This is a genomic window from Methylobacterium sp. B1, assembly GCF_000333255.1.
Classification (GTDB): domain Bacteria; phylum Pseudomonadota; class Alphaproteobacteria; order Rhizobiales; family Beijerinckiaceae; genus Methylobacterium; species Methylobacterium fujisawaense.
In genome coordinates this window covers 1-2,796 of the sequence record NZ_BACT01000585.1, presented here as the reverse complement: position 1 = coordinate 2,796, position 2,796 = coordinate 1, and the positions used below count along the sequence as shown (strand labels likewise).

1 protein-coding gene and 2 pseudogenes are annotated in these 2,796 nt (G+C 68.9%); 1 reads left to right on the top strand and 2 read right to left on the bottom strand.

The features are described 5' to 3' along the window. Both I53_RS35200 and I53_RS35195 read right to left on the bottom strand, forming a co-directional pair. A partial coding sequence (locus I53_RS35200; protein ID WP_251982347.1) for a proline dehydrogenase family protein occupies positions 1-990 on the bottom strand: 990 nt, incomplete at its 3' end. A gap of 56 nt (positions 991-1,046) precedes the next feature. After that, a pseudogene (locus I53_RS35195) lies at positions 1,047-1,571 on the bottom strand (trifunctional transcriptional regulator/proline dehydrogenase/L-glutamate gamma-semialdehyde dehydrogenase); the annotation flags it as partial. A gap of 413 nt (positions 1,572-1,984) precedes the next feature. Between I53_RS35195 and I53_RS17225 the strand changes: the two are divergent. Next, a pseudogene (locus tag I53_RS17225) lies at positions 1,985-2,796 on the top strand (hypothetical protein); the annotation flags it as partial.

The window sequence follows — 2,796 nt, the reverse complement described above, 5'->3', positions numbered from 1 at the left end:
CATGGCCTCCACGGCGGTGACGGGGTCGGCGATCAACGCCGCGATCGGCACGGCCGCGTCGGCGACTTGGTTGACGAAGGAGGTATTCGCCCCGTTCTCCAGAAGCCGCCGGACGAGATAGGCGAGCAGGGTCTCGTGAGTGCCCACCGGCGCGTAGATCCGGCAGGGGCGGCGCAGGCGCTCTTCGGCGACCACGGCCTCGTAGAGCGGCTCGCCCATGCCGTGCAGGCACTGGAACTCGTACTGGCCGGGCCGAAAATCCGGGCCGCCCATCTCGACGATGCTCGCCAGGGTCTGGGCGTTGTGGGTGGCGAATTGCGGCAAGACCGCGTCCGGAGCCGCGAGGAGCCGACGCGCGCAGGCGAGATACGAGACGTCGGTGTGAAGCTTCCGGGTGAAGACCGGGAAATCCGCCAGACCGTCCACCTGCGCCCGCTTGATCTCGCTGTCCCAATAGGCGCCCTTGACCAGACGCACCATCAGCCGCCGACGGCTTCGGCGGGCGAGATCGATCAGCACGTCGATGACGAAGGGACACCGCTTGCCGTAAGCCTGGACCACGAAGCCGAGCCCGTCCCAGCCAGCGAGGTCCGGATCGAGGGCGAGCCGCTCCAGGATATCGAGAGACAGGTCGAGGCGATCGGCCTCCTCGGCGTCGATGTTCAGGCCCATCCCGTAGCCCTTGGCGAGGCGGGCGAGGTCCCACACACGGGGATGGAGTTCGGCCAGAACACGGTCGCGCTGCGACCGCACGTAGCGGGGATGGAGCGCCGACAGCTTGATCGAGATGCCGGGTCCGAGGAGCACGCCGCGGCCGGCGGAGGCCGCCCCGATCGCCCGGATCGCCTCCGCGTAGGCGCCCCGGTAGCGTTCGCATCCTCCGCGGTCACGGCAGCCTCGCCGAGCATGTCGTACGAGTAGGTGAAGCCCTTGGCCTCGCGCCGCCCGGCATGCCGCAGGGCCTCGGCGATCGTCCGCCCGGCCACGAATTGCTCGCCCATCATCCGCATGCAGAGATCGACGCCGGTGCGGATCACCGGCTCACCGCCGCGGGCGATCAGGCGGGTGAGCGCGGCGGACAGACCGGCCTCGTCCCGGGTCGCGGCGAGCTTGCCGGTGACGAGCAGGCCCCAGGTCGCCGCGTTCACGAAAGGCGACGGGCTGTGCCCGAGATGGGCTGCCCAGTCGCCGCCCGCGATCTTGTCGCGGATCAGCGCGTCCCGCGTCGCCGTGTCGGGGATTCGCAGCAGCGCCTCGGCGAGGCACATCAGCGCCACGCCCTCCTGGCTCGACAGCGCATATTCTTGGATCAGCCCCTCGACGCCGCCGCGGCGCCCCTGCCGACGCAGGGTTTCGACCAGGCGTCCCGCATGTTCGGCGACGCGCCGGGCGGCCTCGGGCGACAGGCGGGCCTGATCGAGGAGCGCCGCCACACACTCGCTCTCGGGCCGCCGACAGGCCGCCGTCACGGCTTGCCTCAGGGGCGACCGGTCCGGCAGGCCGGCGGCGAGCCGGCGGGAGGCAGCACTCGCCCCGACGGCCGCAGCTTCGACGACGCCGGTCCCGGACATGATCCGTCCCTCCGACACGGCACGATGCCGCGCCGTTGCGACCTCAGGCTACACAATCCGGGCGCCGCGTCGAAGCCGGGGTGCCGACGGAAAGGCTTGGACCGACCGGCCCGTCCCGGGCGGTCACGGTCACGCGGCCTCACCTTTCAGGAGCGAAGCCTGCGCCTGCGCGAGATCGGATCCCGTATGCAGGGATGCCCCGGCGATGAACTAGGTCAATCCATAGGCTTCCGCCCACATAAGGTCTTGTCGTATGTTTTGGCCGTCTATTGGTCCGCTAGCCGCGAGTTACATAAGACTATATTGAGATATATTAGGGCATTCAATCGTTTTGCACATTCGGATTGTCCGCCCTTGGTTGCGGACCGCTCAGGTCAGAGCCCACGTCTCGATGAGGACGCCGCATGCCGCGTTTGGAGATCACCGGCACCGAACGACGCTACAACACGGTCGCAGCCATCGAAGACAACGGTGCGTGGCAGATGGTCATGCCCTTTCCGCGGGCTTCGATCCGCGCCGCCGCCCTTGTCGGCGATGAGAGGCTGATCTGCCTGTCCGAAGACGGGGAACTCTGCCTGATCGCGTGGCGCTCGCGCCGGGATGTCGTGCGGCGGCGCCTGCCGCGCGGGGATTCCTGTGCCCGTAGGCTGTTCGTCACGCGCGATGCCGAGCTGATCGCAGCCTATGTGAGCCATGTTCCGAGCGACGAGACCCAATACCTCCACCGCCTCGTCGTCCTGCGGGCGGCGGATCTCGAAATCCTGCTGGATGGGCGGGGGATCACCTGGCCGTCCGACGGTCCGATCGGACGTCTTTCCGCCGAGGAGGCTTATCCGCCGCGACCGGGTGGACCGGCCATCCTGACGATTCACGGCGATCTGTTCGAGGATCCGGAGGGAAGGCTGGCCTTCATCGGCCTCCGATGTGGGCCGGGCGGGTCGTCCTACGGGCTTTGCCGCCTGGAGCGAACCGACGGGTCGGTGCGCTACGATCCGCTTCCGGACGCGGTGAAACCGTATTGGTTCAGCCCGAGCGGCCGCTACGCAGTCACGCCGCGCCTCGATCCTTCGCCCAGGGAATCCGAAGCGGCAGCGGATGCGGTGGGGGACGATCCCCGACACCGCGCACAGGCCGTCGAACTCTGGACGACCGAACCCGTGCCCACGTCGCGACCTTCTTCGCGCGGCCGGGCCCCGAGCCGCACGCGTCATGACGGAAGGGGCCT